We start from the raw sequence: 21,889 nt of genomic DNA, 5'->3' as shown, positions 1-21,889 counted from the left end.
GGGATGCCGCCAGTCTAGCGGTCAGGCGGTCGGATCCTCGCCACGCGACAGGTCGTCCCAGTCGTCGATGGCGTGCGATCCGGCGGCGTCGTGGGGTCGGGGTCCCGCCGGGGCGGTGGGGCGCGCGGCGTCCTCGGTGCGGTACCGGCGGCCGGTCCCGGACCAGCGGCGTGCGGTCGCAAGGACGAAGGCCCCGGCGACGATCAGCACGGCCCAGACGACCAGCGTGACGGCCGGCCAGCCGGATGCGCTGATCGTGGCGATGAGCTGAGCGACCGACTTCTGGCCGGCGATGCCGGTGGATTCGGTGACCACCGAGGCCACCGCCGACACCGGGTGCTCGAACGCGACCCGCGCGGTGAGCCAGGCCAGCGTGCCGCCGACGAGGATCGCCAGCGCACCGAAGACGTACCGCAGCACGAGCCCCACGATCGACAGCGCGGCGCCGAGCGCGAGGACGGCGAGGCTCAGGGGGGCGAGCACCGGCACCGCGGACGCACCGGGCACCTCGAGCGTGTGGTGCGCGCCGTCGGCGAGCTCGACCGTCAGCCACGTCTGCGTCGACGAGATGACGCCGATCGCACCGCACAGCACGATGACGACGACCGACAGCAGTCGTGCGCGGCGCGTCACGCCGGCAGCTCCGGTCCGCGCGTGGCCTCGAGGTCGTCGGCGTCGAAGCACGTGCGGGTCCCGGTGTGGCACGCCGGCCCCACCTGCTCCACCTCCACGAGCACGGCGTCGCCGTCGCAGTCGAGCCGGGCTCCGCGGACGAGCTGGATGTTCCCGGAGGTGTCGCCCTTGCGCCAGTACTCCTGCCGCGACCGCGACCAGAAGGTCACGCGGCCCTCGGTGAGGGTGCGGCGCAGGGCCTCGGCATCCATCCATCCGAGCATGAGCACCTCACGGGTGTCCCACTGCTGGATGATCGCGGCGACGAGGCCGTCGCCGGTGAACGTCACGCGCGCGATGCGCTCGTCGACCGTCTCGCTCATGCCGTCACCTCACGGACCGGGATGCCGTCGGCCAGCAGGGAGCGCTTGACGTCGCCCACCGTGAGCTGACCGGAGTGGAAGACGGATGCCGCCAGCACGGCGTCCGCGCCGGCCTCGATCGCGGGGCCGAAGTCCTCGGCGCGCCCGGCGCCGCCGGAGGCGATCACGGGCACGCTCGACACCTCGCGCATGAGGCTCACGAGCTCGAGGTCGAAGCCCTCCTTGGTGCCGTCGGCGTCGATGGAGTTCACGAGGAGCTCGCCGGCTCCGCGCTCGATCGCCTCACGGGCCCACTCCAGCGCGTCGAGCTCGGTCTCGGTGCGTCCGCCGTGCGTGGTGACGACGAAGCCCGAGACGGTCTCGGGCGACCGTTTGACGTCGAGCGACAGCACCAGCACCTGCGCGCCGAAGCGGTCGGCGATCTCGTCGAGCAGCGGCGGGCGCGCGATGGCGGCCGAGTTCACGCCGATCTTGTCGGCGCCCACGGCGAGCAGGCGGGCCACGTCGTCGGCACTGCGGACTCCCCCGCCGACGGTGAGCGGGATGAAGACCTCTTCGGCGGTGCGCCGCACGACGTCGTACGTCGTGGCGCGCTCGTCGACGGTCGCGGTGACGTCCAGGAACGTGATCTCGTCCGCCCCCTGGCGGAAGTACTCGCGGGCGAGCTCGACGGGGTCCCCCATGTCGCGCAGGTTCTGGAAGTTGACGCCCTTCACGACGCGGCCGGCGGCCACGTCCAGGCACGGGATCACCCGGCACACGAGCGACATCAGAGCCTCGCGTTGTGGATCGCGGTGACGAGGATCGCGCGGGCGCCGATCGCGTACAGCGCGTCCATCACCTGGTTGACGCCCTTGCGGGCGACCATCACCCGCACCGCGACCCATTTCGGGTCGCGCAGCGGCGAGATCGTGGGCGATTCGACGCCCGGAGCGATCGCGACGGCCGCATCGACGAGGTCGGCAGGCAGGTCGTAGTCGACCATGACGTAGCTGCGGGCCACCATGACGCCGCGCAGTCGCCGCAGCAGCGTCTCGGTCCCCTCCGCCTCGGTCGGGGCGCCGATCAGCACGGCCTCGGATCTCAGGATCACCGGCCCGAACACCTCGAGCCCCGCCTGGCGCAGCGTCGTCCCGGTCTCGACGACATCGGCGATGGCATCCGCGACGCCCAGCTCGACGGCGGACTCCACCGCGCCGTCCAGCGGCACGAGGTCGGCAGCGACGCCGTGCTCGTCGAGGAACGCGTCGACCAGGCCCGGGTACGACGTCGCGATGCGCACGCCATCCAGGTCGCCGACGTCGGCGAACCGGCCGGCGGGGGCGGCGAAGCGGAATGTGGATGCCGCGAACCCGAGCTTCTCGATCTCGCGGGCACCCGGCATCCGGGCGTCCAGCAGCAGGTCGCGACCGGTGACGCCGACGTCGAGCGCACCCGAGCCGACGTACGTCGCGATGTCCTTGGGACGGAGGTAGAAGAACTCGACCTCGTTGGCGGGGTCGATGACGTGGAGATCTTTCGGGTCGCGGCGACCGGTGTAGCCCGCCTCGGCGAGCATCTCAGCGGCGGTCTCGGCCAGCGATCCCTTGTTCGGCACGGCGATGCGCAGCATTCGCGTCTCTTTCGATGGGAGCTTGAGGGGTCGGAGCGGGGGCTCAGAGATGTCGGTAGACATCCTCGAGGCTCAGACCCTTCGCGAGCATCAGCACCTGCAGGTGGTACAGCAGCTGCGAGATCTCTTCGGCCGCGGCATCCGTCGACTCGTACTCGGCGGCCATCCACACCTCGGCGGCCTCTTCGACGATCTTCTTGCCGATCGTGTGCACGCCGGCGTCCAGCTCTGCGACGGTGCCCGAGCCTTCGGGGCGCTCGACCGCCTTCGCGGTCAGCTCGGCGAACAGGGCATCGAACGTCTTCACCATGCCAGGGTATCGAACCGGCGGGGCGTCCAGGCGCCGCGTGACGCCGGGCCCCTGCGCGTGACCGCGCACGGCGCCCGCGCGACAGCCCTCGGCGTCGCGGCGCAGCCGGTCAGTGCGCCAGGATGCTCAGCCCGATGACGAGCATGCCCAGCAGCGTCGTCGCGACCAGTCCCGCGATGCGCCAGGGCCACGAGCTGCCGTTGCGGGCGGCGTTGGCATACCCGATCACCGCGAGCATCACGATGCCGCTCGCGAGGGCGAGGAAGTACGCGGTGTACTCCTCGACCAGGCCCACGGTGCCCAGCAGCAGCAGAGCCGCGGGAACCAGCATCGCCACCAGCATCCCCGACGCGTGGCGTGCCCCGTCGCCGATGGCGGCCGGCATCGGCTTGGCGGGATGCTCGGCGCGGCTGGCGACGACGGCGGCGTAGATGTGGGCGAGCCAGAAGATGACCACGGTGCCGACGACGAACAGCAGCACTTCGAAGTCGGTGTCCTCCTCCCAGCCGACGGCGACGAGGGCCGTGACCAGGACCAGGCCGTAGACCGCGTGCTCTCCGCTGTACGCGTCGAGGATGCGATTCAGGCCGCGACGGGCGCTCGGCGTCGGAGTCTCGTCGTCGTCGGACATGTTCTCCCTCGCGTCCTGGGCCGCGCCGGAGGACCGGCGGCCCGGTTCAGTGGATGTGGTGCGCGGCTGCGGCTGCCCGGAGGCCGGCGATGGCGTGGGCGGGGTCGCCGGCGCCGAAGACCGCCGAACCCGCGACGAACGTGTCGGCACCGGCCTCGGCGGCCTGCGCGATCGTCGACTCGCCGATCCCGCCGTCGACCTGCAGCCACACCGACGACCCGCGCCGGCGCGCCTCGTCGGCGAGCCGGCGGAGCTTGGGCATCGTCTCGGGCATGAAGGACTGACCGCCGAAGCCCGGTTCGACGGTCATCACGAGGATCTGATCGAAGTCGTCCAGCAGATCGAAGAGGCTCTCGACCGGAGTCGCCGGCTTCACGGCCACCCCGGCCCGCGAGCCGATGTCACGCAGACGGCGGGCCAGTGCGACCGGCTCGGTGGCGGCCTCGAGGTGGAACGTGACCGACGCTGCGCCGATCTCGGCATAACCGGGTGCCCACCGGTCGGGATCGGTGATCATCAGATGGACGTCCAGCGGCACCGGGCTCGTCGCCTGGACGCGCTCGACCATCTGCGGCCCGAAGGTGAGATTGGGGACGAAGTGGTTGTCCATCACGTCGACATGCACGAAGTCCGCCGTGGCGATGCGGGCGAGTTCTGCCTGCATGTTCGCGAAGTCCGCAGCGAGGATGCTGGGATTGATGCGGATGCCGTCGTCGCGGCCGGTCTCGGAGGTCGGGGGCACGCGTCCATTATGGTCGAGCGGCTGCGGACGCCGCGGGTGCCGGTCCGCGCGGGTTCAGACGCGCCGCAGCAGCGAGATCGACATGCCGTCCGTGTTGTGGCGGTGCGGCCACAGCTGGGCGCGCCCGCTGCCGTCGGCCTGCGGCGGAAGCGCGGGGTCGGAGTCCGCGAGTGACGTGATGACCTCGCGCGCCGACAGCTCTTCCAGGGCCTCGCCCCATTCGCGGCGGATGTCGGCCACGACCGCCGTCGTCTCGGCCAGGTGCGGCGAGCACGTGACGTACGCGACGACCCCGCCGGGCTTCAGAGCACCGACGGCGGCCGTCAGCAGTTCGCGCTGCAGCGTCGTGAGCGCCGGCACGTCGCCCGGAGACTTCCGCCAGCGGGCCTCGGGGCGCCGCCGCAGCGCGCCGAGTCCTGTGCACGGCGCGTCGACCAGGATGCGGTCGTACGCTCCCGGCGCGGCCTCCGCCCGTGCGCGGCCGTCCTCTTCTGACACCAGCACATCGAGGGGGACGCCGGCGATCGCCTGGCGCACCAGTCCCGCGCGCGCGGGCGAGATCTCGTTCGCCTCCAGCCGTGCGCCGTGCGCCAGCGCCTCGGCCGCGAGCACCGCCGTCTTGCCGCCGGGGCCCGCGCACAGGTCCAGCCAGCGTTCGCCTTCTGCCACGGGCAGGGCGCGGGTCAGCGCCAGCGCCGCCAGCTGCGAGCCCTCGTCCTGCACGCGGATCCGGCCGCCGGAGCCTCGCACGGTCTGGTCGGGGTCTCCCCCGCCCAGCCGGAAGCCGATCGGCGAGAACGGCGTCCGCCTCGCGTCGTCCGGGGCATCGGCGAGACCGGGGAGCGCCGCCATCGTGACCCGGGGCGACGCGTTGTCGGCGGTGAGCAGCGCTTCCAGCTCATCGGCGCGCCCCTCGGCGGCCAGCGCCCGGCGGAACGCGCGCACCACCCACACCGGGTGCGAGAACAGGAGGCCGAGCTGCTCGTCGTCGGAGCGGGCGCTGGCGGCGACGTGCGTCATCCAGTCGCCGGGGGTGTCGCGCGAGACGCGGCGCAGGACGGCGTTGGCGAACCCCGCGGCGCCGCGGCCGCCGGCCGAGCGTGCGAGCTCGACGGACTCGTTGACCGCCGCGTGCGAGGCGACGCGCGTGGACAGGAGCTGATGGACGCCCAGCCTCAGGGCGTCGAGCACGGCCGGGTCGATGCTGGCGACGGGCCGGTCGGCGGCGATGGCGATGACGGCGTCATACGTGCCCTGACGGCGCAGGGTGCCGTACGTGAGCTCTGTCGTCAGGGCGGCGTCGGCGGGCGACAGCTCGGCACGGGCGATCGCGGTCGGCAGCAGCAGGTTGGCGTATGCGTCGGACTCGTGCACGGCCCGCAGCGTCTCGTAGGCGATGCGGCGCGCGGCGACGGTGCGGCTCATGATCCGGCCACCGGCGCGTCGCGCAGCCCGCGCCACCAGTCGGCGGCGCGCATCGCTCCCTTGCCCGCGGGCTGCACGGTCTCGAGCACGACGGATGCAGAGGCCGTGCCGGCCAGCACCTGCTTGGCGTGCAGCGCCAGTTCCCCGGGCGCGAGCGCGGGCGCATCGGCGGGCGCGGAGGCGACGGCCAGCACCTTCAGGCGAGCGCCGTCGATCGTCGTGTGGGCGCCGGGCTCGGGTGTGACGCCGCGGATCCGGCCGAGGACGGCCTCGACGGGCTCGTTCCAGCGGATGCGTCCGTCGTCGTCCCCCAGCTTCGCTGCGTACGTCGGCTCTCCCTCCTGCGGCCGCGCCACGGCGGTGCCCGCGGCGATGCCGGCCACGACGTCGGCGAGCAAGCCGGCGCCGTCCTCCGCGAGTGCGCCCAGCAGGTCGCCGGCTGTCGCGTCCGCGGGGACGTCCATCGCGAGTTCTCCGAAGACGGCGCCCGCGTCGAGCTCCGGCACCAGCTGGAAGACGCTCGCGCCGGTGACGGCATCCCCCGCGATCAGGGCGTGCTGCACGGGCGCAGCGCCGCGCCACCGCGGCAGCAGCGAGAAGTGCAGGTTGATCCAGCCGTGCGCGGGGGCCGAGAGCAGGGGCTCGCGCACCAGGCCGCCGTACGCCACGATGACACCCAGCTCCGGCCGCAGGGCGGTGATCCGGGCGGTCGCGTCGTCGTCCAGGCGGTCGGCGCGGATCACGGGAAGCCCGAGCTCTTCGGCCGCCGCCGCCACGGGTGACGGCGTGAGGACGCGCTTGCGGCCCAGCGGCGCGTCGCGACGCGTGATGACGGCGGCGATGTCATGGGTGGATGCCGCGAGCCGCCGCAGCGACGGGACCGCCGGCGCGGGAGTGCCGGCGAAGACGAGGCGCATGGGGCTCCAGATCTGTGGCGTTCGAGAGGATCAGAGATCGAGGTCGGGCACGTCGACCCGCACCTTCAGTGTATTGGCGGCGCCCGCGGGGCGTCCCTTCGACGGCCGGCGGCCCTTGACCGCCTGACTCACCACCGACGCGCGCAGATTCTCGGTGACGCGGGCGCCCAAGCCGTACTCGAAGCGAACGAGCGCCCGCACGCCGTCGCCGCGCGCGAGCGGGCCCAGCACGGCCTCTGCATCCAGTTCGGGAACCGCGCGGCGCAGGTCGTCCAGCGCGGCGTCCACGGCGCGGCGGGGGCCGTCCACGGCGGCGACCCGCACCGTGGGGGGCATGCGCAGCGGCGCGCGATCGGCGAGCTCTGATCGCGCGTACGCGGCTTGCGTCCACGTCGCCAGCGCGCGGGCCACCTCGCCGCCGACGCCGACGAGGTGCACCGGAGCGCCGGGTGCGGCCAGCGCGGCGGCGTTCGACCACCACCGCAGGCACGACTCGCCGATCCGCAGGTCGTCGGCCATCAGCATCCGGTCTCCGTCGAGCAGGATGACCGCCCGGTACCCGCCGCTCGCGAGCGGTTCGGCGCCGCGGGTGGCGACCACGAGCGCCGGGCGCTCGTCGACGGTCGCCACCGGATGGTCGCCGTCGGCGACGACGACGCGCGTGCCGGGGAACGCGCGGCCGAGCTCGTCGGCCGTACGCTCGCTGCCCGAGGAGGCCATGCGCAGCATGGTCGACGAGCACTCCGCGCACGCCCAGGCGTTGGCCGCGCGTCCGCACCACGTGCAGGCGGGTACCGCGCCATGGCGGGCGGCGTGCAGGGGGCCGCCGCAGTGGGGGCAGCGTGCGGGATGCCGGCACGTCGCGCACACCAGCACCGGCGCGTAGCCGGGGCGCGACACCTGCACGAGCACCGGCCCCTCGGCCAGGGCCTCGCGCGCGGCCGCGAAGGCGGCCGACGGCACCCGCGACGCGCGCGACTCGCCCTCGCGGTGGGCCGTGAGCACGACACGCGGGCTGCGTCGCCGCGCCGCCGGAAGGTCGCGCACCCACCCGAGGGCGACGAGCCGCTCCACGTCGCTCGTGCGCGTGTGGCCGGCGAACACCAGGGCCCCGCCATCGAGCTCCTGTCGCAGCAGCGCCGCATCGCGCGCGTGCACACCGGGGCTGAGCGGCTCGCCGAACAGCGGATCGCCGTCGTCCCACAGCGCGACGAGGCCGAGGTCGGCGACCGGGGCGTAGACGGCGGACCGGTTGCCGATCACGACGCACGGGGCGTCGGCCAACGTGCGCAGGAACGCCGTATAGCGCGCCGGCCCGCTCTGCTTCGCATCGTCGCGCACGAGCGCGTCGGCAGGCACCCACTCCTGCAGCGCGGCCTCGAGCTGCGCGCGGTCGCGGTGGTCGGGCACGGCGATGATCGTGCTGCGCCCATCGGCCAGCGTCCGCACCGCGGCGGCCGCCAGCAGCACCGCCCACGCTCCCACGGGCGTCCCGTCGGCGAGCCGGGCGGGCTGCGGGGGTGCGTCGACGGCGAGGCGGGCGCTCTGGGCGAGCGCGTCGCCGAACCCGGGGTATTCGGCGAGGATCCCGTCGGCCCAGGCCTCCGCCTCGGGCGGGAGCTCCGGGCGCGTCGGCGGATCGGCGGCCAGCCAGGCCTTCTCGGCCCGCACCATGCGCTTGGGGATCGCGAGGCGCAGGATGTCGCCCGCCGAACCCGCCGCGCGGTCGGCGGCGCGCCGTGCGAGCGCGTAGAGGCGCGGCGTCAGCACCGGCATCGGCGAGACGACGGCCTCGAGCTCTGAGAGCGGCCGGTCCGAGGCATCCGGCTCGCCCAGCTCGACGAGGTATCCGTCGATCACGCGACCCGCGCTGCGCAACGGCACCCGGACCCGCACGCCCGGCAGCGCCTCGTCCGCGAGCTCGCCGGGGATCTCGTAGTCGAACAGGCGGTCGAGCTGGGGCAGCGGCGAGTCCAGCAGCACGCGCGCGACACGGCGGCGACGGATCGGGGCGGGCGCCGTGTCGGCGCCGCCCAGTGCCTCCCCTGGCACCGCCCTCACGCGGCCCGTGTCAGAGCCCGGCGGCCGCGCGCAGCGCGTCGGCGCGGTCGGTGCGCTCCCACGTGAAGTCGGGCAGTTCGCGGCCGAAGTGCCCGTACGCCGCCGTCTGGGCGTAGATCGGACGCAGCAGATCGAGCTGCTCGATGATCGCCTTGGGGCGCAGATCGAACACGTCGAGGATCGCCCGCGTGATGACGTCGTCGGCCACGCGCCCGGTGCCGAACGTCTCGACGTACAGACCCACCGGCTTGGCCTTGCCGATCGCGTACGCGACCTGCACCTCAAGACGGTCGGCGAGTCCGGCGGCGACGGCGTTCTTCGCGACCCAGCGCATGGCGTAGGCGGCGGAGCGGTCGACCTTCGACGGGTCCTTGCCGCTGAAGGCGCCGCCGCCGTGCCGGGATGCGCCGCCGTACGTGTCGATGATGATCTTGCGGCCGGTGAGACCGGCGTCGCCCTTGGGGCCGCCGATCACGAACGGGCCCGCGGGGTTGATGTAGAACTTCACGTCCGACGTGTCGAGGCCCGTGGCCTCGAGCACGGGGTCGATGACCTCGGCCCGCACCGCGGCGCGCAGCGCCTTCTGCGAGATGTCGGGGTGGTGCTGGGTCGACAGCACCACGGAGTCGACCGTCGTGGGCGTGTCGCCGTCGTACCCGAGCGTCACCTGGGTCTTGCCGTCGGGGCGCAGGAACGGCAGCTCGCCCGAGCGGCGCACAGCCGACAGACGCTCTGCCATGCGGTGCGCGGTCCATGCGGCCATCGGCATGAGCTGCGGCGTCTCGGTCGTCGCGTAACCGAACATGATGCCCTGGTCGCCCGCGCCCTGCAGGTCGTGCGGGTCCTCGGAACCGTCCTCGCGGCGCTCGAACGCCTTGTCGACGCCGGCGGCGATGTCGGAGGACTGTGCGCCGATCGACACGCTCACGCCGCACGAATCGCCGTCGAAGCCGGTGTCGCTGGAGGTGTAGCCGATGCGGTTGACGACGTCGCGCACGATGGCGGGGATCTCGACGTACGCCGAGGTCGACACCTCGCCGGCGACGTGCACGAGGCCCGTGGTCACGAGCGTCTCGACGGCGACGCGGCCGTCCGGGTCGGCCGTGAGGATCGCGTCGAGGATCGAGTCCGAGATCTGGTCGCAGATCTTGTCGGGGTGGCCCTCCGTCACGGACTCGGACGTGAACAGGCGCAGGTCGGTCATCGATACTCCAGTAGTCGTGGTCCGGGGGCGGACACCAGTATGCCCCCGAGAGCGGACATCGCCGTCCTCGGGGGCATATCGGTCGTAACGGGGATTACTCCGCGCGACGCAGGCGCAGCTTGTCCTCGTGGATCTCGTGCATCGCGATCGTCAGCGGCTTGTCTTCGACGGTCGAGTCGACGAGCGGCCCGACGTTGTCGAAGAGGTTTCCCTCGTGCAGGTCGGAGTAGTAGTCGTTGATCTGACGCGCGCGCTTGGACGCGAAGATCACGAGCTGGTACTTCGAGTCGACCTTCTCGAGCAGGCTGTCGATGGGGGGCTCGATGATGCCCTGGTTCGTTCCGGCCATGGGAACCTCCTGGTCTGACGGTGTCTGTGGGCGCGCGCAAGCCGCGCGCGGACGCATCCGACCAGTCTACCCGGTCGGCGACGCGGGCGCTTCACGCCGCGGCGATCGCGCGGCGAGCGGCCGGATCCGTGAGGATCGCGACGTCGGAGGTCCGCTGCTCGATGCAGCCGTGGCCCGGCGCCAGGGCGCGGACGCCGGCATCCGTGATCCCTGCGCGCAGGCGCTCGGCGATCTCGGCGCGAGGATGGCGGAACGGGCGATCCCAGAACGCCTCGGTCGCCGGGGGCGTCGCGGGCAGACCGGCCGCCCGCTGCAGATCCAGGAGCGCCTCGAGGGCGTCCGAGAGCAGCGCCTGGCGCTGCGTGCCGTCGGCCGCGCGCAGTGCGGCGTCGAGTGCTGCGGTCAGCGGATCCGTGCCCGGCAGCCGGCGCAGCAGCGTCCCGCTCCACTTCGCGTACGGCATCCAGGACCGCGCGATGACGAAGGCGAGGTGCACGACGGTGCCCGCGATGCGGCCGGCGATGATGCGCGATCCGAGATCGTCGCCGACCTGCGCGGTGCGACCGAGCAGCGGCAGCTCCTCGGCGATCTGCTGCCACCCGACGGCGACGACGTGACGGCGCACGTCGTCGGGGTACTGCCGCAACACCGTGCGGATGCGGGTGAGCTCGCCCGTCTCGTCGGCGAACAGCGGGCCGGCGACGATCTCGAGCGCGGCCTGCCCGCTCACGGACAGCCAGTCCGCCGTTGAGATGGGCTCGGTGGGGTCGAAACCGAGCCGCGCCACGGCGAACGGGCGCGGCGATGCGACCTCGACGTGGTGCCGGGCGACCACCTCGCCCGTGAACGGAAACCGCGTGGGCAGCCCGAACGCGACGTCCGGGAGATCGGTTGCCAGTGCCCGATCCACGTCGTCGACGAGCGTCTCGTCGACGAAGAGGCTCAGCCGGAGGCCCCAGTCGTGATCGCGGGAGGTCGCGTCGTCGAGTCCGAGCACGTCGGACCCTGCGCCGAGGCGTCCCGCAGCGACGGGCAGCCCCGGCCACCGCGCCGCGACGAGCGGGCGCACCACCTCGTCGAAGTAGCGCTCGGCGAGCCGGCGTCCGTCATGGTCCTCGTCGGATGGCACCGCCGAAGCCTAGCGGGTGAGGCGGGCGACCTCGTCGGCGGCGCGGGCGACGTCGTCGTTCACGACGCGGAAGTCGAACTCGCCCTGCGAGGCGAGCTCCGTCTTCGCCGTGCGCAGGCGGCGGGCGCGCTCGGGCGCGTCCTCGGTGCCGCGGCCGACCAGGCGCTGCACCAGCTCGTCCCAGCTCGGCGGCAGCAGGAACACGAGCGTCGCCGACGGATCCGCGTCGCGCACCTGGCGGGCGCCCTGCAGGTCGATCTCGAGCAGCACGGTGCGGCCCTCGGCGAGCGCCTTCTCGATCGGGCCGCGCGGCGTGCCGTACCGGTACGCGTTGTGCACGGTCGCGTGCTCGAGCAGCTCGCCGTCGTCGATCATCCGGTCGAACTCGGCGTCATCGACGAAGAAGTAGTGCTCCCCGTCCACCTCGCCCGGACGCGGCGCCCTGGTCGTCGCCGACACCGACAGCAGGATCTCGGGGTGGTGCTCCTTGATGTAGGCCGCCACCGTGCCCTTGCCGACGGCGGTGGGGCCTGCCAGCACGACGAGGCGGCTGCGGCCGCCGCGCGGCTCGAGCTCCGGCCACCGCGCGTCGAGGAACGCGCGCAGCTCTTCGCGCTGACGCGAGCCGAGCCCGCCGAGGCGCTTCACCGGCGAGATCTCGAGGTCGTGGAGGATACGGTCGCGCTTGCCCTCGCCGATGGCGGGGATCGCGGTCAGGAACTCCGGCACGCGCATCGCGCCGGCAGGCGACGACGGGTCGGCCAGCGCACGCCGCAGGAGCTCCTGCGGCGTGATGACGCGCATCGCGACGTCCTTCTTGAGGGCGGCGCGTTCGCGTCGCGCTGCGACGGCGCGACGTGATGCCGCCACCCGGTCGACCTCGGGCGGCCGGGCTGGAGTATGTGGCGAAACGCCATTTTCGGGGGTGCGTGAATCGGGCATGTCAATCACCACGGTAGAGATGGGCGAGCTCTGAATGTGCGCATCGAGCCGGTCGGGTCCGGCGGAAGGGTGCGCGGCTCTCCGAAGGTATCACCGCAGGGGCGGGCTCAACGAAACCACTCCGTGGCGCGGGAATTCTTCCCGCGTGCGCCTGCCGCAGGACAGCGTTTACCTCGCCGCCGGGGTGCCGTACAGCCCCGCGCGCTCGGCGATCCGCCCGGCGAGGGCGTCAGGACCCGCCGAGAGGATGCTGCGGCTCTCGGAGGCCATGACGGCCTCGGCGAGCCGTCCGTATCGCTCGGTGAGCCGCTGCGGCTCGGCGCCCTGGTGCCCGAACCCCGGGCCGAGGATCGGCGCGACCGGCGAGAACGGCTGCAGGCCGGCATCCGTCCAGTCCACGGTGCCGCCGATGACGAAGCCGAGGCTCCCCCACTCCCCCTCGGGCGTCGTCCGGGCGTTGCGTTCGGACACCTCGCGCACCACGTCCGCGGACACGGTGGCTCCGCCCGACACCCGTGCGCGCTGCAGCGGCAGCGCCTCGGGGTTGCTCGTCGCGGCGAGCACGAGCACGCCCTTGCCGTGGCGCTCGGCCAGGGCGAAGGTGCCGTCCAGCGCACCGACCCCGAGGTACGGGCTCGCCGTCATCGCGTCGGCCTCCAGCGGCGAACCGGGCGTCAGCCACGCCTCGGCGTACGCGTCCATCGTCGTGCCGATGTCGCCGCGCTTCGCATCGGCGATCACGACCAGACCCGCGTCCCGCGCCGCCGCGAGGACATCCTCGAGCGCGGCGAAGCCGGCGGAGCCGTAGCGCTCGAAGAACGACACCTGCGGCTTCACGATGCCCACACGGCCGGCGGCGGCGTCGACCACGCGCAGCCCGAACTCACGGGCGCCGGCGGCCGAGGCATCCATCCCCCACTCGGTCAGCAGATGCGCGTGCGGGTCGATGCCGACGCACAGCTGTCCGTGCGACGCGAACGCCGCACGGACCCGCTGCCCGAACGAGGTCATCCGCGCGCCTGCCGCTCGACGGCGTACTCCTGCAGGCTCTTCACATCGAAGCCCTCCCGCAGCACCGGCAGGGCGCTGACGGCGGCGCCGAGGACGGCCATCGTGGTGAACAGCGCCTTGTCGCCGGCCACCGCGGCGGCGCGGATCTCGTAGCCGTCGGCCCGCGCCGCGCCACCGGACGGCGTGTTCACGACGATGTCGATGTCGCCGGCGTTGATCAGGTCGACGATGTTGGTCGCGCCGGAGTCCTGCGTCTCGGAGTACTTGCTCACGACCCGCACGTCGATGCCGTTGCGTGCGAGGATCTCGGCGGTGCCCTCCGTCGCGACGAGGTCGAAGCCCAGCTCCTGCAGGCGGTGCGCAGGAAGGATGACGGCGCGCTTGTCGCTGTCGGCGACCGAGATGAAGACGGTGCCCGACTGCGGCATGCCGCCGTACGCGGCCTCCTGCGACTTCGCGAACGCCGTCGGGAAGTCACGGTCGATGCCCATGACCTCACCGGTCGAGCGCATCTCGGGGCCGAGCACGGAGTCGACGGTCTGGCCTTCGCGGGTGCGGAAGCGCTTGAAGGGCAGCACGGCCTCCTTGACCGCGACCGGGGCGTCCAGCGGAACGCGCGAGCCGTCCTGCTCGGGAAGCAGGCCCTCCGCCTTGAGCTCGGCGACCGTGGCGCCTGCCATGATGCGCGAGGCTGCCTTCGCGAGCGGGATGCCGAGCGCCTTCGACACGAACGGCACCGTGCGGCTCGCGCGCGGGTTCGCCTCGATGACGTAGAGCACGCCCGCCGAGATCGCGAACTGCACGTTCAGCAGGCCGCGCACGCCCACGCCCTCGGCGATGGCGTGCGTGGCCTCGCGGACGCGGTCGATGTCGGTGCGGCCGAGGCTCACCGGCGGCAGCGTGCACGACGAGTCGCCGGAGTGGATGCCGGCCTCTTCGAGGTGCTCCATGACACCGCCGATGTACAGCTCCTCGCCGTCGAACAAGGCGTCGACATCGATCTCGATCGCGTCGTCGAGGAAGCGGTCGACCAGCAGCGGCAGGCCCGGGCCGATGATCGCCTGGTCGGCGATGCGCACGAAGTAGTCGCGCAGCGCCTCGGTCGAGTACACGATCTCCATGCCTCGGCCGCCGAGCACGAAGCTGGGGCGCACGAGCACCGGGTAGCCGATCTCCTCCGCGACCGCGACCGCGCCCTCGACGTCGATCGCGGTGCCGTTGCGCGGCGCGACCAGGCCGGCCTCGTCGAGCAGGCGCGAGAACAGCTCGCGTTCCTCGGCCAGATCGATGGCGGCGGGCTTGGTGCCGAGGATCGTGTACCCGGCCTCTTCGATGCCCTTGGCGAGGCCGAGCGGCGTCTGGCCGCCCAGCTGGCACACGACGCCCAGGATCGTGCCCGACTGCGCCTCGGCGTGCAGCACCTCCAGGACGTCCTCGAGCGTCAGCGGCTCGAAGTACAGGCGGTCGGACGTGTCGTAGTCGGTCGAGACCGTCTCGGGGTTGCAGTTCACCATCACCGTCTCGTAGCCGGCCGCCGCGAGGGCGAACGACGCGTGCACGCACGAGTAGTCGAACTCGACGCCCTGGCCGATGCGGTTCGGCCCGGAGCCGATGATGACGACCTTCGTCCGCTCGGACGGCGTGACCTCGGTCTCGACGTCGTAGCTGGAGTAGTGGTACGGCGTGAGCGCCGGGAACTCCCCCGCGCACGTGTCGACGGTCTTGTACACCGGACGGACGCCCAGACCGTGGCGGACGCCGCGGACCTCCGCCTCGGTGTCGCCACGCAGCTGCGCGATCTGCGCGTCGCTGAAGCCGTGCTCCTTCGCGACGCGGAGGGTGGCGGCATCCAGCTCCGCGGCCTGGCGCACGAACTCCGCGACCTCGTTGATGAGCACGATCTGGTCGAGGAACCAGGGGTCGATCTTCGTCGCCTCGAACGCCTGCTCGATCGTCGCGCCCTTGCGCAGCGCCTGCTGCAGCACGACGATGCGGCCGTCGGTCGGAGTCTGGGCGATCTCGAGCAGCTCCTCGACCGAGCGAGGCTCGTCGCCCCAGTGGAAGCTCGACCCGCGCTTCTCGAGCGAGCGCAGCGCCTTCTGCAGAGCGGTCGCGTAGTTGCGGCCGATCGCCATCGCCTCGCCCACCGACTTCATGGTCGTGGTGAGCGTGGTGTCGGCGGCCGGGAACTTCTCGAAGTTGAACCGGGGCACCTTGACCACCACGTAGTCGAGCGTGGGCTCGAAGCTCGCCGGCGTCGCCTTCGTGATGTCGTTCGGCACCTCGTCGAGGCGGTAGCCGATCGCCAGCTTGGCGGCGAGCTTCGCGATCGGGAAGCCGGTGGCCTTCGACGCGAGCGCCGACGAGCGCGACACGCGCGGATTCATCTCGATGACGATGATGCGGCCGTTCTCGGGGTTCACCGCGAACTGGATGTTGCAGCCGCCGGTGTCGACGCCCACCGCGCGGATGATGTCGATGCCGATGTCACGCAGCTTCTGGTACTCGCGGTCGGTGAGCGTGAGGGCCGGCGCCACCGTGATCGAGTCGCCCGTGTGCACGCCGACGGGGTCGACGTTCTCGATCGAGCAGACGACGACCGTGTTGTCGGCCGTGTCGCGCATGAGCTCGAGCTCGTACTCCTTCCAGCCGAGGATCGACTCCTCCAGGAGCACCTCGCCCGTGGGCGAGTCGTGCAGGCCGGCACCTCCGATGCGGCGCAGGTCGGTCTCGTCGTACGCGAAGCCCGACCCGAGGCCGCCCATCGTGAACGACGGACGCACGACCAGCGGGTACCCGAGCTTCTCGGCGCCGGCGAGCAGGTCGTCCATCGAGTGGCAGATGACGGATGCCGCGACATCGGCGCCCGCCTCGATCACGAGCTCCTTGAAGATCTGCCGGTCCTCGCCCTTGCGGATGGCGTCCACCTTCGCGCCGATCAGCTCGACGCCGTACTTGTCGAGGATCCCCTGATCGTGCAGGGCCATGGCCGCGTTCAGCGCGGTCTGGCCCCCGAGGGTCGGCAGGATGGCATCCGGCTTCTCCTTCGCGATGATCGTCTCGATGACCGCGGGCGTGATGGGCTCGATGTACGTCGCGTCGGCGAAGTCGGGATCGGTCATGATCGTGGCGGGGTTCGAGTTCACGAGGATGACGCGCACGCCTTCCTCGCGCAGCACGCGGCAGGCCTGGGTGCCGGAGTAGTCGAACTCGCAGGCCTGGCCGATGACGATCGGACCGGATCCGATGACGAGGACGGAGTTGATGTCGTCGCGCTTAGGCATTCTTCTTGGTCTCCAGGTTCGCGACGACCAGGTCGCGGAAGCGGTCGAACAGGTAGTTGGCGTCGTGCGGGCCGGCAGCCGCCTCGGGATGGTACTGCACCGAGAAGGCGGGGATGTCGAGGGCGCGCAGGCCCTCGACGACCTGGTCGTTGAGGCCGACGTGGCTGACCTCGACCTTGCCGTAGCCGTTCGGGCTGTCGAACTCGCCGTCCAGCGGGGCATCGACGGCGAAACCGTGGTTGTGGGCGGTGATCTCGACCCGGCCGGTGACCTTGTCGAGCACGGGCTGGTTGATGCCGCGGTGACCGAAGGGCAGCTTGTAGGTGCCGAGGCCCAGGGCGCGGCCGAGCAGCTGGTTGCCGAAGCAGATGCCGAAGAACGGGAGGCCGTCGTCGAGCACGCTGCGCAGCAGGTCGACGTGGTCTCCGGATGCGGCGGGGTCGCCCGGGCCGTTGGAGTAGAAGACCGCGACCGGGTCGATCGCGCGGATCTCGTCGATCGTGACGTCCTGCGGCAGGACGTGCACGTCGAAGCCGCGAGCGGCGAGGTTGTCGACCGTGGCCTGCTTGACGCCGAGGTCGAGCACGGCGAGGTTCCCGATGCGCTCGGCGGTCGCGGGGGTGACCTCGGCCGCGGCGACCGACACCTCGGCCGACAGGTTCTGGCCCGCCATCTCGGGCGCCTCGCGTACGAGGCGCAGCTGCTCGTCGGCGTCGATCGCGGCCGCGTCGCCCGAGAAGATGCCGCCGCGCATGCTCCCGGCCGAGCGGATGTGCCGTGTCACCGCGCGCGTGTCGATCCCGCTGATGCCGACGACGCCGTCGTTCACGAGCGCGTCGTCGAGCGACTCGTCGGCGCGCCAGTTCGAGACGACGCGGGAGGGGTCGCGCACGATGTAGCCCGACACCCAGATGCGTCGCGACTCGGGGTCCTCGTCGTTCATGCCGGTGTTGCCGATGTGCGGCGCGGTCTGCAGCACGATCTGGCCGGCGTACGAGGGGTCGGTGAGCGTCTCCTGGTAGCCGGTCATGCCGGTCGCGAAGACGACCTCGCCGAGCGTCGTGCCGTGCGCGCCGTATGCGCGGCCGACGTGGCGGGTGCCGTCCTCGAGCACGAGGACGGCCGGTGCGGTCTGGAAGAGGGAGGTCATGCGTCGGTTCCCGTCTGGGTCGGGGGAAGGATGCCGGCCACGGCGTCCGCGAGGGCGCGGGCCGAGGCATCCTGGGGGCGAAGGTAGGAGTCGACGACGGTGCCGTCGTCGAGGCGCCATGCGAGGCGCACGAGGCCGTCGGGCTCGACGACGCGGTCGATCGCGACGGTCGACTGCCCGACGTCGGCGATCCGGTCCGCAGCGAGGAAGACCCGGGGCTGGCCGGTGAGATCCAGCGCGACGCCGGCGTCGGTCACGGTGACGTCCGACCGGGAGCGGAAGCCCAGGCCCGCGATCGCGAGCCGCTCGAGCGGGTCGCCGTGCCGCGTGGTCGCGACGTACAGCGCCGCGAACTCGGCCACGGCGTGCGCCTCGCCGGGGATCTCGCCGACCGGCGCCTGGAACGCCGCGTCGCGCCGCGTTCGTCGCCACCAGGCCCACACGAGGGCTGCGAGCAGCCCCACGGCGACGGCGATCATGATCGCCAAGGCGCCCTCGCGGGTCATGCCCGCACCCCCGGGGCGTCGAGCAGGGTGCCGTCCGCGACGGTCACGGTGCCGGCGTGCAGGGTCCAGCGCACGTCGCCGGGCAGTTCGCGCCCGAGGTAGGGCGAGTTGACGCTGCGGCCGTGGAGGTCGTCGGTCGTGAACGTGCGGCGCGGCGACGGGTCGTAGAAGGCGAGGGATGCCGGCTGCCCGGCGGTCAGCGGCGTCCCGTGCCCGGCGAGCCTGCCGATGCGGGCGGGTTCGCGCGACATGACGCGGGCGACGTCTCCCCACGTGATGAGGCCGGTGTCGACCATCGCCTGCTGCACGACCCGCAGCGCGCTCTCGAGTCCGACCATGCCGTTGGCGGCTGCGTGCCATTCGCACGCCTTCGCCTCGGCCGGGTGCGGCGCGTGGTCGGTCGCGACGATGTCGATCGTGCCGTCGGCGAGGCCCTCGCGCACCGCGAGCACGTCCTCTTCGCGGCGCAGCGGCGGGTTGACCTTGAAGCGCGCGTCGTAGTCGCGCACGAGCTCGTCGGTCAGCAGCAGGTGGTGCGGCGTGACCTCGGCGGTGACGTTGACGCCCCGCTTCTTGGCCCACCGGATGATGTCCACCGAGCCTGCCGTCGACAGGTGGCACACGTGCAGGCGGGAGCCGACGTGCTCGGCCAGCAGCACGTCGCGGGCGATGATCGACTCCTCCGCGACGGCGGGCCAGCCGGCGAGGCCGAGCTCTGCCGACACGGCGCCCTCGTTCATCTGGGCGCCCTCGGTGAGGCGGGGGTCCTGCGCGTGCTGGGCGATCACGCCGTCGAACGCCTTCGCGTACTCCAGGGCGCGACGCATGATGAGGGGGTCCCACACGCAGAAGCCGTCGTCGCTGAAGACCCGCACGCGGGCGCGGGAGTCGGCCATGGCGCCGAGCTCGGCGAGCCGTTCGCCCTTCTGACCGACGGTGACGGCGCCGATCGGCTGCACGGTGACGAACCCGGCGGCCTCGCCGAGGGCGAGCTCCTGCTCGACGACACCGGCGGTGTCGGCGACGGGCGAGGTGTTGGGCATCGCGAACACGGCGCTGTAGCCGCCGGCAGCCGCTGCCCGTGAGCCGGTGAGGATCGTCTCGGATGCCTCGTACCCGGGTTCGCGCAGGTGCGTGTGCAGGTCGACCAGCCCCGGCAGTAGCACCAGCCCGCCGACGTCGACCACGGTGGCGCCGGCGCGGCTGAGGCCGGGGCCGATCTCGGCGATCACGCCGTCGTCGACGATCACGTCGGCTGCAGCGGTGCCTTCGACCAGTGCTCCGCGGAAGAGGAGGGTCTCGCTCATCGGGTGGTCTCCTTCGCGATCTCGGTCGTGGGGTCGTCCGCACCCGCCAGCAGCAGGTAGAGCGCCGCCATGCGCACCGAGACGCCGTTGGTCACCTGCTCGAGGACGGTCGAGCGCGGCGAATCCGCGGCTTCTGCGGAGATCTCCAGGCCCCGGTTCATCGGACCGGGGTGCATGACAATGCTATCGGCGCCCAGTGCGCGCAGCCGCAGGGGGTCGAGCCCCCAGCGGCGCGAGTACTCGCGCTCGGTCGGGAAGTAGGCGGCGCCCATCCGCTCCAGCTGGATGCGCAGCATCATGAGGGCGTCCGGGCCGGCCGCGATCGCCTCGTCGAGGTCGTAGAGCACGCGCACGGGCCAGCCCGACACGTCCTGCGGCACGAGGGTCGGCGGCGCGACGAGGGTGACCTCGGCGCCGAGGGCGTCGAGCAGCCAGACGTTCGAGCGCGCGACCCGGGAGTGCAGGATGTCGCCGACGATCGTGACCTTGACCCCGGCGAGGTCGCGCCCGCGGCTGGCGTCGCCGAAGCGGCGCTTGCGGATGGTGAACGCGTCGAGCAGCGCCTGGGTGGGGTGCTCGTGCGTGCCGTCGCCGGCGTTCACGACGCCCGCGCTGATCCAGCCGCTCGTGGCCAGCGTGCGCGGTGCCCCGGACGCCCCGTGGCGGATGACGACGGCATCCGCCCCCATGGCCTGCAGGGTCTGGGCGGTGTCCTGAAGGGACTCGCCCTTCGAGACGCTGGAGCCCTTGGCCGAGAAGTTGATGACGTCCGCCGACAGCCGCTTGGCGGCCGCCTCGAACGAGATGCGGGTGCGGGTGGAGTCCTCGAAGAACAGGTTCACGACGGTCTTGCCGCGCAGCGTGGGGAGCTTCTTGATCTCGCGCTGCTGCGTGTCGGCCATGTCCTCGGCGACGTCAAGGATGCGCAGCGCGTCCTCGCGGGCGAGCGTCTGGGTGTCGAGCAGGTGCCTCATATCAGATCACCGTCCCTCGATCGTGACGGAGTCGCTGCCGTCGTTCTCGATGAGCCGCACGTTCACGCGTTCCTCGCGCGAGCTCGGCAGGTTCTTGCCGACGAAGTCGGGGCGGATCGGCAGCTCGCGATGGCCGCGGTCGACGAGCGTCGCCAGGCGGACGGCGGCGGGGCGTCCGATGTCCTGCAGTGCGTCGAGGGCGGCGCGGATGCTCCGCCCCGAGAAGAGCACGTCGTCGACGAGGACGACGACCTTGCCGTCGATGCCGCCGTCGGGGATGTGCGTGCGCTGCGGGGCACGCGTCGGGTTGCGGTGCAGGTCGTCGCGGTACATCGTGACATCGAGCGATCCGATGGGCACCGCCGTTCCGCCGAACTGCTCGACGAGGGCGCCGATGCGGTTCGCGAGCGTGACGCCGCGAGTGGGGATGCCGAGGAGGACCAGGCCATCGGGTCCCTTGTTGGACTCGAGGATCTCGTGCGAGATCCGAGTCAGGGCCCGGGCGATGTCGGCCTCATGCAGCACGATGCGCGTGCTCATCCGCCGCTCCCTTCTCCGCCTCACAGGACGGGGTTAAAGGTTGCTGTGATCGCCACCCAGTCTACGACACGGAGCCGGGGCGGATCGTCACGATCCACCCCGGCTCCGATGTGACGGTCAGCTGCGGTGCGGCGCCGAGCGCAGGGCTCGGGATGCCACGACCAGCGCCGCGGCCACGAGCACGACGTCCTTCAGGATGTACTGGGCGGTCAGCGTGGGGCCCGGCGTGAAGAGGTCGCCCGTGAAGAACACCAAGGGCGACAGGATGCCGATGAACGTGACGGCGAGCAGCGCCAGGGCGAATCGCTGGAACACCCCGATCACGAGGAGGACGCCGACGACGGACTCCATCGCGGCGGTGAGGGCCATCGCCGGGTAGCCGGTGACGATCCCGAACGACAGGGCGTCCCACGTGCGCACCACGAGCGCTTCGATGGGGCTCACTCCGGGGAGGAACTTCAGCGCCCCGAACACGAGGAACACGAGGCCGAGCGCGACGCGCAGCGCGGGGATGCTCCAGCGTCCGAGGAAGACCTTGACGGCGCCCTCCGCGCGGGCCTCGAAGGCGAGGGCCGCGCGCAGCGGGCTGGTGCGGCGGGCAGGGGGCGTGACGACGCCGGCGGCGCCGCGGACGGGAACAGTGGTCATGACGGGCTCCTTCGAGTTCTGATCGCCCGTCTGGCGGGCACGGTGATCAGGACTCGCTCGCCCGCCTCGGTGATACTCGCCCGGCAACATTCGGCGCCGCCGTACAACGAAACGCCCGCCGGAGCGGGCGTTTCGTTGTAAGAGTTCTACAA

Annotated in this window: 22 protein-coding genes; all 22 read right to left on the bottom strand. The window is 72.3% G+C overall.

From position 1 onward, the window contains the following. Positions 1–21 precede the first annotated feature (21 nt). The 22 genes from FB391_RS11900 to FB391_RS11795 all read right to left on the bottom strand — a co-directional run bounded on the left by FB391_RS11900 (position 22) and on the right by FB391_RS11795 (position 21,737). On the bottom strand, positions 22–633 hold the full coding sequence (locus tag FB391_RS11900; protein ID WP_141894568.1) for a Trp biosynthesis-associated membrane protein: 612 nt from the start codon (positions 631–633) through the stop codon (positions 22–24). Continuing rightward, positions 630–995, bottom strand: a complete 366-nt coding sequence (gene hisI / locus FB391_RS11895; RefSeq protein WP_141894567.1) for a phosphoribosyl-AMP cyclohydrolase — start codon at positions 993–995, stop codon at positions 630–632. The genes FB391_RS11900 and hisI overlap by 4 nt, the downstream gene beginning before the upstream one ends. Further along, positions 992–1,765 (bottom strand): imidazole glycerol phosphate synthase subunit HisF, encoded by a 774-nt coding sequence (gene hisF, locus FB391_RS11890; RefSeq protein WP_141894566.1) that lies wholly within the window; start codon positions 1,763–1,765, stop codon positions 992–994. The genes hisI and hisF overlap by 4 nt, the downstream gene beginning before the upstream one ends. Next, on the bottom strand, positions 1,765–2,607 hold the full coding sequence (gene hisG, locus FB391_RS11885) for an ATP phosphoribosyltransferase (RefSeq protein WP_141894565.1): 843 nt from the start codon (positions 2,605–2,607) through the stop codon (positions 1,765–1,767). The genes hisF and hisG overlap by 1 nt, the downstream gene beginning before the upstream one ends. A gap of 43 nt (positions 2,608–2,650) precedes the next feature. Continuing rightward, on the bottom strand, positions 2,651–2,914 hold the full coding sequence (locus FB391_RS11880; protein ID WP_141894564.1) for a phosphoribosyl-ATP diphosphatase: 264 nt from the start codon (positions 2,912–2,914) through the stop codon (positions 2,651–2,653). Positions 2,915–3,026: 112 nt separating this feature from the next. Further along, complete coding sequence (locus FB391_RS11875) at positions 3,027–3,548, bottom strand: hypothetical protein (protein ID WP_141894563.1); 522 nt, start codon at positions 3,546–3,548, stop codon at positions 3,027–3,029. Between the two features lie 46 nt (positions 3,549–3,594). Beyond that, positions 3,595–4,290: a ribulose-phosphate 3-epimerase gene (gene rpe / locus FB391_RS11870; RefSeq protein ID WP_141894562.1), complete on the bottom strand. Its 696-nt coding sequence runs from the start codon at positions 4,288–4,290 to the stop codon at positions 3,595–3,597. A 54-nt stretch (positions 4,291–4,344) separates the two neighbouring features. Then, positions 4,345–5,715, bottom strand: a complete 1,371-nt coding sequence (locus FB391_RS11865; RefSeq protein WP_141894561.1) for an RsmB/NOP family class I SAM-dependent RNA methyltransferase — start codon at positions 5,713–5,715, stop codon at positions 4,345–4,347. Further along, positions 5,712–6,632, bottom strand: coding sequence for a methionyl-tRNA formyltransferase (gene fmt, locus FB391_RS11860; RefSeq protein ID WP_141894560.1), 921 nt, complete (start codon positions 6,630–6,632; stop codon positions 5,712–5,714). Before fmt ends, FB391_RS11865 begins: the two co-directional genes overlap by 4 nt. A gap of 30 nt (positions 6,633–6,662) precedes the next feature. Further along, on the bottom strand, positions 6,663–8,684 hold the full coding sequence (locus FB391_RS11855) for a primosomal protein N' family DNA-binding protein (RefSeq protein ID WP_246093490.1): 2,022 nt from the start codon (positions 8,682–8,684) through the stop codon (positions 6,663–6,665). A 19-nt stretch (positions 8,685–8,703) separates the two neighbouring features. Beyond that, positions 8,704–9,897, bottom strand: a complete 1,194-nt coding sequence (gene metK / locus FB391_RS11850; protein WP_141894559.1) for a methionine adenosyltransferase — start codon at positions 9,895–9,897, stop codon at positions 8,704–8,706. A 94-nt stretch (positions 9,898–9,991) separates the two neighbouring features. Then, a complete protein-coding gene (gene rpoZ, locus FB391_RS11845) occupies positions 9,992–10,246 on the bottom strand; it encodes a DNA-directed RNA polymerase subunit omega (protein ID WP_018170775.1) in 255 nt (84 codons plus the stop codon). Positions 10,247–10,337: 91 nt separating this feature from the next. Beyond that, the gene (locus tag FB391_RS11840; RefSeq protein ID WP_141894558.1) at positions 10,338–11,375 is read right to left on the bottom strand and encodes a DUF4037 domain-containing protein; all 1,038 of its coding nucleotides are present in this window, start codon (positions 11,373–11,375) and stop codon (positions 10,338–10,340) included. A 9-nt stretch (positions 11,376–11,384) separates the two neighbouring features. Continuing rightward, a complete protein-coding gene (gene gmk, locus FB391_RS11835; protein WP_141894557.1) occupies positions 11,385–12,317 on the bottom strand; it encodes a guanylate kinase in 933 nt (310 codons plus the stop codon). 168 nt (positions 12,318–12,485) lie between these two features. Continuing rightward, a complete protein-coding gene (pyrF, locus tag FB391_RS11830; protein WP_141894556.1) occupies positions 12,486–13,328 on the bottom strand; it encodes an orotidine-5'-phosphate decarboxylase in 843 nt (280 codons plus the stop codon). Next, positions 13,325–16,612 carry a carbamoyl-phosphate synthase large subunit gene (gene carB / locus FB391_RS11825; RefSeq protein ID WP_141894555.1) on the bottom strand — a complete coding sequence of 1,096 codons (3,288 nt, stop codon included), beginning with the start codon at positions 16,610–16,612 and terminating at the stop codon, positions 13,325–13,327. The genes pyrF and carB overlap by 4 nt, the downstream gene beginning before the upstream one ends. Then, complete coding sequence (gene carA, locus FB391_RS11820; RefSeq protein ID WP_141894554.1) at positions 16,605–17,762, bottom strand: glutamine-hydrolyzing carbamoyl-phosphate synthase small subunit; 1,158 nt, start codon at positions 17,760–17,762, stop codon at positions 16,605–16,607. Before carA ends, carB begins: the two co-directional genes overlap by 8 nt. Next, positions 17,759–18,268, bottom strand: a complete 510-nt coding sequence (locus FB391_RS11815) for a PH-like domain-containing protein (protein ID WP_141894553.1) — start codon at positions 18,266–18,268, stop codon at positions 17,759–17,761. The genes carA and FB391_RS11815 overlap by 4 nt, the downstream gene beginning before the upstream one ends. Beyond that, positions 18,265–19,575, bottom strand: coding sequence for a dihydroorotase (locus FB391_RS11810; protein ID WP_141894552.1), 1,311 nt, complete (start codon positions 19,573–19,575; stop codon positions 18,265–18,267). The genes FB391_RS11815 and FB391_RS11810 overlap by 4 nt, the downstream gene beginning before the upstream one ends. Continuing rightward, positions 19,572–20,549 (bottom strand): aspartate carbamoyltransferase catalytic subunit, encoded by a 978-nt coding sequence (locus FB391_RS11805; protein ID WP_141894551.1) that lies wholly within the window; start codon positions 20,547–20,549, stop codon positions 19,572–19,574. The genes FB391_RS11810 and FB391_RS11805 overlap by 4 nt, the downstream gene beginning before the upstream one ends. A gap of 6 nt (positions 20,550–20,555) precedes the next feature. After that, positions 20,556–21,089, bottom strand: coding sequence for a bifunctional pyr operon transcriptional regulator/uracil phosphoribosyltransferase PyrR (gene pyrR, locus FB391_RS11800; protein WP_141894550.1), 534 nt, complete (start codon positions 21,087–21,089; stop codon positions 20,556–20,558). A gap of 117 nt (positions 21,090–21,206) precedes the next feature. Beyond that, positions 21,207–21,737: a DoxX family membrane protein gene (locus tag FB391_RS11795; RefSeq protein ID WP_141894549.1), complete on the bottom strand. Its 531-nt coding sequence runs from the start codon at positions 21,735–21,737 to the stop codon at positions 21,207–21,209. Positions 21,738–21,889: the final 152 nt, after the last annotated feature.

This window comes from Microbacterium kyungheense, from assembly GCF_006783905.1.
Lineage (GTDB): Bacteria > Actinomycetota > Actinomycetes > Actinomycetales > Microbacteriaceae > Microbacterium > Microbacterium kyungheense.
Note: the sequence above shows the minus strand (reverse complement) of the source record. Positions and strands in the feature narration are given on the sequence as shown.

Coding starts and splice junctions, on each gene's coding strand:
- gmk (WP_141894557.1), bottom strand. CDS start 12,317: ATGCCCGATTCACGCACCCCCGAAAATGGCGTTTCGCCACATACTCCA.
- hisG (WP_141894565.1), bottom strand. CDS start 2,607: ATGCTGCGCATCGCCGTGCCGAACAAGGGATCGCTGGCCGAGACCGCC.
- rpoZ (WP_018170775.1), bottom strand. CDS start 10,246: ATGGCCGGAACGAACCAGGGCATCATCGAGCCCCCCATCGACAGCCTG.
- FB391_RS11815 (WP_141894553.1), bottom strand. CDS start 18,268: ATGACCCGCGAGGGCGCCTTGGCGATCATGATCGCCGTCGCCGTGGGG.
- fmt (WP_141894560.1), bottom strand. CDS start 6,632: ATGCGCCTCGTCTTCGCCGGCACTCCCGCGCCGGCGGTCCCGTCGCTG.
- FB391_RS11875 (WP_141894563.1), bottom strand. CDS start 3,548: ATGTCCGACGACGACGAGACTCCGACGCCGAGCGCCCGTCGCGGCCTG.
- FB391_RS11865 (WP_141894561.1), bottom strand. CDS start 5,715: ATGAGCCGCACCGTCGCCGCGCGCCGCATCGCCTACGAGACGCTGCGG.
- FB391_RS11810 (WP_141894552.1), bottom strand. CDS start 19,575: ATGAGCGAGACCCTCCTCTTCCGCGGAGCACTGGTCGAAGGCACCGCT.
- carB (WP_141894555.1), bottom strand. CDS start 16,612: ATGCCTAAGCGCGACGACATCAACTCCGTCCTCGTCATCGGATCCGGT.
- carA (WP_141894554.1), bottom strand. CDS start 17,762: ATGACCTCCCTCTTCCAGACCGCACCGGCCGTCCTCGTGCTCGAGGAC.
- FB391_RS11795 (WP_141894549.1), bottom strand. CDS start 21,737: ATGACCACTGTTCCCGTCCGCGGCGCCGCCGGCGTCGTCACGCCCCCT.
- hisF (WP_141894566.1), bottom strand. CDS start 1,765: ATGTCGCTCGTGTGCCGGGTGATCCCGTGCCTGGACGTGGCCGCCGGC.
- FB391_RS11805 (WP_141894551.1), bottom strand. CDS start 20,549: ATGAGGCACCTGCTCGACACCCAGACGCTCGCCCGCGAGGACGCGCTG.
- pyrF (WP_141894556.1), bottom strand. CDS start 13,328: ATGACCTCGTTCGGGCAGCGGGTCCGTGCGGCGTTCGCGTCGCACGGA.
- hisI (WP_141894567.1), bottom strand. CDS start 995: ATGAGCGAGACGGTCGACGAGCGCATCGCGCGCGTGACGTTCACCGGC.
- metK (WP_141894559.1), bottom strand. CDS start 9,897: ATGACCGACCTGCGCCTGTTCACGTCCGAGTCCGTGACGGAGGGCCAC.
- pyrR (WP_141894550.1), bottom strand. CDS start 21,089: ATGAGCACGCGCATCGTGCTGCATGAGGCCGACATCGCCCGGGCCCTG.